The sequence below is a fragment of the Streptomyces sp. 5-10 genome, from assembly GCF_014712245.1.
GTDB lineage: Bacteria > Actinomycetota > Actinomycetes > Streptomycetales > Streptomycetaceae > Streptomyces > Streptomyces violaceusniger.
In genome coordinates this window covers 1-8,249 of the sequence record NZ_JACVYG010000123.1, presented here as the reverse complement: position 1 = coordinate 8,249, position 8,249 = coordinate 1, and the positions used below count along the sequence as shown (strand labels likewise).

General features: G+C 75.3%; 2 protein-coding genes and 1 pseudogene. All 3 read left to right on the top strand.

The annotated features are described in order from the left end of the window. On the top strand, nt 1-2,444 hold a 2,444-nt coding region (locus IEJ02_RS47185; protein WP_191070415.1), incomplete at its 5' end, for an SDR family NAD(P)-dependent oxidoreductase. A 41-nt stretch (nt 2,445-2,485) separates the two neighbouring features. Next, nucleotides 2,486-3,229 (top strand): annotated as a pseudogene (locus IEJ02_RS51530) (beta-ketoacyl synthase N-terminal-like domain-containing protein); the annotation flags it as partial. Then, nucleotides 3,219-8,249: type I polyketide synthase (locus tag IEJ02_RS47180; protein WP_498067138.1), on the top strand; the 5,031-nt coding region annotated here is incomplete at its 3' end. The pseudogene IEJ02_RS51530 and the gene IEJ02_RS47180, both read left to right, overlap by 11 nt.

Below are 8,249 nucleotides of genomic sequence, written 5' to 3'. Positions count from 1 at the left end.
TGACGATGGGTGTGCAGGAGACGGCCGAGGACGCGGGCCGGGAGGCCGCCGCGATCGGGTCGCTGCGCCGTGACGAGGGCGGCCTGGACCGCTTCTACATCTCGCTGGGCGAGGCGTGGACGCGCGGTGTGGCCGTGGACTGGGCGGCGGTGTACGAGGGGACGGGCGCGGTCCGCGTCGAGCTGCCCACGTACGCCTTCCAGCACCAGAGCTACTGGCCGCGGGCGGCCGACGCCCCAGCCGACGCGTCGGGCGCGCCGTCCGACGCCGTGGACGCCCGCTTCTGGGAGGCCGTCGAGCGCGAGGACCTGGAGTCGCTGGCCGACACCCTCGCGTTCGAGGACGACGGCGAGCGGTCCTCGCTCGGCGCCGTCCTGCCCGCCCTGGCGTCGTGGCACAAGCAGGCCCGCGAGCAGTCCACGGTGGACGGCTGGCGCTACCGCGTGACCTGGACCTCCCTGACCGAGGCACAGGCGCCCCGGCTGTCCGGGACCTGGCTGCTGGCCGTGCCCGAGTCCGCCGCCATCGACGACTGGACGCTCGGCGCGGTGCGGATGCTCACCGAACGCGGCGCCGAGGTGCGGCAGATCACCCCGGCCGCCGTGGAGTCGGACCGCGCGTCGCTGACCCGCCTGGTGCGCGAGGAGCTGGCCGACGCCGGAGCCGTCTCGGGTGTGCTGTCGCTGCTCGCCTTCGACACGGGCACCGCGCCCGGCACCGACGGTGTCAGCGCCGGGCTGGTCGGTACCGCCGTGCTGATCCAGGCACTCGGCGACGCCGGGGTGGACGCGCCGCTGTGGTGCGCCACCCGGGGCGCGGTCGCCGTCGGCCAGGCGGACCAGGTGGAATCCCCCGAGCAGGCGCTCGTCTGGGGGCTCGGCCGGACCGCCGCCCTGGAGTACCCGGAGCGCTGGGGCGGTCTGGTGGACCTGCCCGGGGCGCCCGACGAGCGGGCGCTGGCCCGGCTCGCCGGGGTGCTCGCCGGGGCCGACGGCGAGGACCAGCTCGCGGTGCGCGCGGCCGGGGTGTTCGCCCGCAGGCTCGCCCACGCCCCGCTGGCCGGCGCGCCCGCCGTACGGTCGTGGAAGCCGTCCGGTACCACGCTGGTCACCGGCGGTACGGGCGCGCTGGGCGCGCATGTGGCGCGCTGGCTGGCCGCAGGTGGCGCCGAGCACCTGGTGCTCACCAGCCGCCGCGGCCTGGACGCCCCGGGCGCTGCCGAACTGCGGGAGGAGCTGATCGAGCTGGGCGCCGAGGTCACCGTCGCCGCGTGCGACGTGGCCGACCGCAAGGCCGTCGAGACGCTGCTCGCCGCCATCCCGGCCGACCGGCCGCTCACGGCGGTCATGCACGCCGCGGGCGTCCTGGACGACGGCGTCCTGGACGCGCTCACCCCGGAGCGGTTCGCCACCGTCCTCGGCCCCAAGGCCGACGCGGCGCGCCATCTGGACGAGCTGACCCGCGATCTGGACCTGTCCGCGTTCGTCCTGTTCTCCGGTATCGCGGGCATCCTCGGCGACGCCGGACAGGGCAACTACGCGGCGGCCAACGCCTATCTCGACGCGCTGGCCGAGCGGCGCCGCGCGGCGGGCCTGCCCGCCACCTCGGTGGCCTGGGGCCGCTGGGGCGAGACGGGTCTGGCCGCCGACGGCGCCATCGGCGAGCGGCTGGACCGGGGCGGTGTCCCGGCGATGGCCCCGCACGCCGCGATCACGGCGCTCCAGCGGGCCCTGGACCACGCGGACACGGTCGTGGCCGTCGCCGACATCCAGTGGGACCGCTTCGCCCACGGCTACACGGCGGTCCGCCCCAGCCCGCTCATCGGCGAGCTGCCGGAGGTCAAGCGGCTGCGGGAGACCGGCGGCCCGGCCGGTGAGCCCGGCGCGGCCTCCGACGGGTCCCCGGCGGACGCGCTGCGCGAGCGGCTGGCCGGGATCTCCCGGGCCGAGCAGTCGCTGGTCGTCCTCGAGGTCGTGCGGTCGAGCGCGGCCGCCGCGCTCGGCCACCCCTCGACCGACGAGGTCGGCGCCGGGCGGGCGTTCAAGGAGCTGGGCTTCGACTCGCTCATCGCACTGGAGCTGCGCAACCGGCTGACCGCCGCCACCGGGCAGAAGCTGCCCGCCACGCTGGTCTTCGACTACCCGACCCCGGCGGCGCTCGCCGAGTTCCTGTGCGGCCGGATCGTGGGCGACGGCGGCACGGCCGCGGCGCCCGGGCTCGCGGAGCTCGACGCGCTGGAGTCCGCGCTGTCCGTCCTGGACCCCGACAGCGCGGCACGGGACGACATCGCGGCCCGGCTGCGGGACCTCGCGGCGAAGTGGGCGGAGCCCCGTACGGCCGATGCCGAGGCGGCCGACGGCGACGGCGGCACTGTGACGGAGAAGTTGCAGGAGGCGACGCCCGACGAGGTCTTCGCCTTCATCGACAAGGAACTCGGAATCTAAGGATCGATGGGTCCGCGGGCGCAAGGTTTGTGACGAGAAGCATGGGTGAGACTCCAATGGCGGATCAGGACAAGATCCTCGACTACCTCAAGCGGGTAACTGCCGATCTGCACCAGACGCGGCAGCGTCTTCGCGAGGTCGAGTCGCAGGAGCCTGAGCCGATCGCGATCGTCGGCATGAGCTGCCGGTTCCCCGGAGGCGTCACGTCTCCGGAGGAGCTGTGGGAGCTCGTGGCCGCGGGCGGTGACGCCATCGCGGACTTCCCCACGGACCGTGGCTGGGACGTCGACTCGCTCTTCGCCGACGACCCCGACGAGCAGGGCACCAGCTACACCGACAAGGGCGGGTTCCTCGACGGCGCGGGCGAGTTCGACGCCGCGTTCTTCGGGATCAGCCCGCGCGAAACCCTCGGCATGGACCCGCAGCAGCGGCTGCTGCTGGAGACGTCCTGGGAGGCGTTCGAGCGGGCCGGGATCGACCCGGCCACGCTCCGCGGAGCCAAGGCCGGTGTCTTCGTCGGCACCAACGGCCAGGACTACCCGGAGCTGATGCACACGCTGCCGCAGGGCGTCGAGCAGTATCTGCTCACCGGCAACGCCGCCAGTGTCATCTCCGGCCGGATCTCCTACACCTTCGGCCTGGAGGGCCCCGCGCTCACCGTCGACACCGCGTGCTCGGCGTCGCTGGTGGCGCTCCACCTGGCCATCCAGTCGCTGCGAAGTGGCGAGTGCTCGCTGGCGCTCACCGGCGGTGTCACGGTGATGAACAGCCCGCGTGCGTTCATCAACTTCAGCCGCCAGCGCGGCCTCGCGCCCGACGGCCGCTGCAAGGCGTTCGCGGACGGNCGACGGCCGCTGCAAGGCGTTCGCGGACGGCGCGGACGGCACCGGCTGGGGCGAGGGCGTCGGCATGCTGCTCGTCGAGCGGCTGTCGGACGCGCGCCGACACGGCCACAAGGTGCTGGCCATCGTCCGGGGCTCGGCCATCAACCAGGACGGCGCCTCCAACGGCCTGACCGCGCCCAACGGCCCGTCCCAGCAGCGCGTCATCCGCCAGGCGCTCACCGACGCCCGGCTCACCCCGGCCCAGGTGGACGCCGTCGAGGCACACGGCACCGGCACCAGCCTCGGCGACCCCATCGAGGCGCAGGCCCTGCTCGCCACGTACGGGCAGAACCGGGCCGAGGGCCGCCCGCTGTGGCTCGGCTCGATCAAGTCCAACTTCGGGCACACCCAGGCCGCCGCCGGTGTCGCCGGAATCATCAAGATGGTCAAGGCCATCGAGCACGGTGTGCTGCCCAGGACCCTGCACGTCGACGCGCCCTCCCGGGACGTGGACTGGGACGCGGGCGCCGTCTCCCTGCTCACCGAGAACATCCCGTGGCCGGAGACCGGCCAGCCGCGCCGCGCGGGCATCTCCTCCTTCGGTGTGAGCGGCACCAACGCGCACACCGTCATCGAGCAGGCGCCCGCCGAGGACCGCGAGACCCCCGGTGGCGATGACACCGCGCCCTCGGAGTGGACCGGCATCGGCGGGCAGCTGCCGCTGCTGGTGTCCGCGCAGAGCGCACCGGCGCTGCGCGCCCAGGCCGAGCGGCTCACCGCCCGAGTGCAGGACGACCCGGGCCTCGGCCTGGTGGACCTGGCCCACTCGCTGGCCACCACCCGCGCCGCGCTGGACCACCGGGCCGTGGTCCTCGCGGGCGAGGGCGGCCGCGAGGAACTGCTGCGCGGACTGGCCGCACTCGCCGAGGACGCCCCCAGTGGCGGCGTCGTCCGGGGCGAGGTCGCCGAGGGCAAGGTCGCGTTCCTCTTCACCGGCCAGGGCAGCCAGCGCGCCGGGATGGGCCGTGAGCTGTACGAGGCCGTCCCCGCCTTCGCCCGCGCCCTGGACGAGGTGTGCGCCGAGCTCGACCAGCACCTCCAGCGGCCGCTGCGCGAGGTGATGTTCGGCGACGACAGCGGGTCGCTGGACCGCACCGGCTACACCCAGCCCGCGCTGTTCGCCCTCGAAGTGGCGCTGTTCCGGCTGCTGGAGACGTGGGGCGTCAAGCCCGACTTCCTCGTCGGCCACTCCATCGGCGAACTGGCCGCCGCGCATGTGGCGGGCGTGCTCTCGCTCGCCGACGCCGCGAAGCTGGTGGCCGCGCGCGGCCGGCTGATGGAGGAACTGCCCGCCGGTGGCGCGATGATCGCGATCCAGGCGTCCGAGGACGAGGTGGCGCCGCTGCTGACCGAGCGGGTGTCGAGCGCCGCGCTCAACGGGCCGACGTCGGTGGTCATCGCGGGTGATGAGGACGCGGCGCTGGAGATCGCGTCCGGTTTCGAGGCGCGGGGCCGCAAAACCAAGCGGCTCACCGTGAGCCACGCGTTCCACTCACCGCGCATGGACGGCATGCTGGACGCCTTCCGCGAGGTCGCACGGCAGGTGACGTACGCCCCGCCGGTCATCCCCATCATCTCCAACCTCACCGGCGGTTCGGTCTCCACCGACGAGATCTGCTCACCCGACTACTGGGTCCGGCACGTCCGCGAGGCGGTCCGCTTCACCGACGGCATCCGCCGGCTCGAGGAGTACGACGTCGCCACGTACGTGGAGCTGGGCCCCGACGGGGTGCTCTCCGCCATGGCGCAGGACTGCGTCACCGGTGACGGCGCCGTGTTCGTGCCCGTGCTGCGCGCCGACCGCCCCGAGGCCACCTCCCTGGCCGGCGCCCTCGCCCGCGCCCATGTCCACGGCGTGGCCGTCGACTGGGCCGCGTTCTTCGAGGGCTCCGGCGCCCGCCGCGTCGAACTGCCCACCTACGCCTTCCAGCGCGAGCTGTACTGGCCCGAGCCGCCCGGCCCGTGGACCGGTGACGTCACCGCCGCCGGGCTCGGCTCCGCCGACCATCCGCTGCTCGGCGCCGCCGTGTCGCTCGCCGACGGCGCCGGATTCCTCTTCACCGGACGGCTGTCCCTCCAGACCCACCCGTGGCTGGCCGACCACGCCGTCATGGACACCGTGCTGCTGCCCGGCACCGCCTTCGTGGAGCTGGCCATCCGCGCCGGTGACCACGTGGGCGCGGACGTCCTGGAGGAGCTCACCCTCGAGGCCCCGCTGGTCCTGCCCCCGCAGGGCGGCGTCCAGCTCCAGGTGTCCGTGGGCGCCCGGGACGAGACCGGCCGCCGCTCGCTGACCCTGCACTCGCGCCTGGAGGAGGCCGCCGACGGCACCTGGGGCGAGGGCGAGTGGACCCGCCACGCCACCGGTGTGCTCGCCGCCGGGGCCACCACCCCCGACGACACCCTCACCGCGTGGCCCCCGGCCGGTGCCACCGAAGTCCCCGTGGACGGCCTCTACGACTGGCTCGCCGAGACCGGATTCGCCTACGGCCCGGTCTTCCAGGGACTCCAGGGCGCGTGGCAACACGGCGACCAGGTGTACGCCGAGGTGCGGCTGCCCGAGAGCGCCCGCGCCGAGGCCGAGCTGTTCGGGCTGCACCCGGCGCTGCTGGACGCGGCCCTGCACGCCGTGGGCATCGGCTCCCTCCTGGAGGACACCGAACACGGCCGCCTCCCCTTCTCCTGGAGCGGCGTCCGGCTGCACGCCGTGGGCGCCGCTACCCTGCGCGTCCGGCTCTCGCCCGCCGGACAGGACGCGGTGGCCGTGCTGGTGACGGACGAGAGCGGCGCGCCCGTCGCCTCCGTCGACTCGCTGCTGCTGCGCCCCGTCTCGCCCGACCAGGTGCACGCCGCGCGCGGCGCCTTCCACGAGGCGCTGTTCCGCGTCGAGTGGACCCCCGCGCCGGTCCCCGCCAACACCACCGTCGTGGCCGGGCAGTGGGCGGTGCTGGGCCACCACGGTGGTGGCGCCGAGCACCCCGAGCTCGCCCTCGCCCTGCCCACCGCCGCCGGGTACGCCGACCTGGCCGCGCTCGGCGCGGCCGTGGACGCCGGGGCCCCGGTGCCCCAGGCCGTCGTCGCCCCGTTCTTCGCGGGCGACACCGGGCTTGACGCCGGGCTCCCCGTCGAGACCGCCGTGCGCGAGGCCCTGCACCGCGCGCTGGAGCTGGTCCAGGGCTGGCTCGCCGACGCCCGCTTCGAGGGCTCCCGGCTGGTGATCGCCACCCGTGGCGCCGTCGCCACCTCGACGGACGCCGACACCGAGGACCTGGCCCACGCCCCGCTGTGGGGCCTGCTGCGCTCCGCGCAGTCCGAGAACCCGGACCGCTTCGTCCTGGCCGACCTCGACGGCACCGACGAGTCCCACCGGGCGCTGTCCGCCGCCCTGGCCACCGGCGAATCGCAGTTCGCGATCCGCGCCGGGACCGTGGTCGTACCGCGGCTGGCCAAGGTCGCCTCCGCCGCCGAGCGGACCGCCCCCGCCCTCGACCCCGAGGGCACCGCCCTGGTCACCGGCGCCACCGGCACCCTCGGCGGGCTGGTCGCCCGCCATCTGGTGGCCGAGCACGGCATACGCCACCTGCTGCTGCTCAGCAGGCGCGGGGGAGCCGCCAACGGCGCCGCCGAACTCGTGGCCGAGCTGCGCACGTCGGGCGCCGAGGTCACCCTCGCCGCCTGCGACGTGGCCGACCGCGACGCCCTCGCCGAGGTGCTGGCCGCCGTCCCGGCCGCACACCCGCTGACCGCCGTGGTGCACACCGCCGGTGTGCTCGACGACGGCGTCATCGGCTCGCTGACCGCCGAGCGCGTCGACCGCGTCCTGCCGTCCAAGGTGGACGCCGCGTGGCACCTGCACGAGCTCACCCGCGACCTCGACCTGTCCGCGTTCGTGCTGTTCTCCGCCGCCGCCGGCACCCTCGGCGGCCCCGGCCAGGCCAACTACGCGGCCGCCAACGCCTTCCTGGACGCCCTCGCCCACCGGCGCCGCGCCCAGGGCCTGCCCGCCACCGCCCTCGCCTGGGGCCTGTGGGCCGAGCGCAGCGGCATGACCGGCGACCTGGACGACACCGACATCCAGCGCATCAGCCGCGCCGGAGTGGCCGCACTCTCCTCCGAGGAGGGCCTGGCCCTCCTGGACACCGCCCTCGCCGTGGGCGACCCCACGCTCGTCCCCATGCACCTGGACCTGGCGCCGCTGCGCCACGCCGACGCCAGCATGGTCCCCGCGCTGCTGCGCGGCCTGGTGCGGGCCCCCGGCCGCCGGGTGGTCGAGGCGGGCGGCGGCGCGGCCCCCGGCGGGCTCGCCGACCGGCTCCTCGGGCTGTCCGTCCCCGAGCGCGACCGGCTGCTGCTGGAGGTCGTCTGCGGTCAGGTGGCCGCCGTCCTCGGCTACGCGGGCCCGGAGGCCGTCGGCTCGTCACGCGCCTTCAAGGAGCTGGGCTTCGACTCGCTCACCGCCGTCGAGCTGCGCAACCGCCTCGGCGCCGTCACGGGCGTACGGCTCCCGGCCACCCTCGTCTTCGACTACCCGACGCCGACCGCGCTGGCCGGCTTCCTGCGCACCGAGATCCTCGGCGACCAGGCCGACGAGGCCGCCGCGGCCCCGGCCGCCACCGTGGCCGTCGCCGACGACGAGCCCATCGCCATCGTCGGCATGAGCTGCCGCTACCCCGGCGGGGTCACCAGCCCCGAGGAGCTGTGGCAGCTGGTCACCGGCTCGGTGGACGCCATCTCCGGCTTCCCGACCGACCGCGGCTGGCGGCTGGAGGGGCTGCTGGGCGACGACCCCGAGCAGGCGGGCACCAGCGCCACCATCGAGGGCGGATTCCTCTACGACGCGGGCGAGTTCGACCCCGACTTCTTCGGCATCAACCCGCGCGAGGCCATGGCGATGGACCCGCAGCAGCGGCTGCTGCTGGAG